The following is a 371-nucleotide window of genomic DNA, read 5'->3' as shown; positions in this document are numbered from 1 at the left end:
AATCAGCCGGCAGTCTAAGAAGTTCAGGCGGGAATACCGGAGACGGACAGCGGCTGAGCGGATCAATGGCCGTTTGGATCGGGATTTTCGCTTTGAGGATCGGAGCATTCGCGGGCTGGCTAAGATGGATTTATTTGTTTCTATGGCTTTTCTCATTCAGCTGGCCTTTGCCTGTGCCAAGGTTAGGGAGCAAGAGACGGCTCATTTAGCTGCTTGGGTGGTGTGAAAGAAGATTCCATATTTAAAACAGGCGGAAGCCTTCTGTTTGTTGTGTCCTGAATTCAAAAAATGCCTTCAAAAATCTTAGAGTCAGGCCGAAATGAGAAGCGGTCAGTCTAGCAGGAACAAAAATAGCTACAGGGTTATTGATT

Annotated in this window: 1 pseudogene; it reads left to right on the top strand. The window is 47.2% G+C overall.

From position 1 onward, the window contains the following. Nucleotides 1-226 (top strand): annotated as a pseudogene (locus STRDD11_RS13840) (DDE transposase); the annotation flags it as partial. Nucleotides 227-371: the final 145 nt, after the last annotated feature.

The sequence above is a fragment of the Streptococcus sp. DD11 genome (assembly GCF_001578865.1).
Lineage (GTDB): Bacteria > Bacillota > Bacilli > Lactobacillales > Streptococcaceae > Streptococcus > Streptococcus panodentis.
Note: the sequence above shows the minus strand (reverse complement) of the source record. Positions and strands in the feature narration are given on the sequence as shown.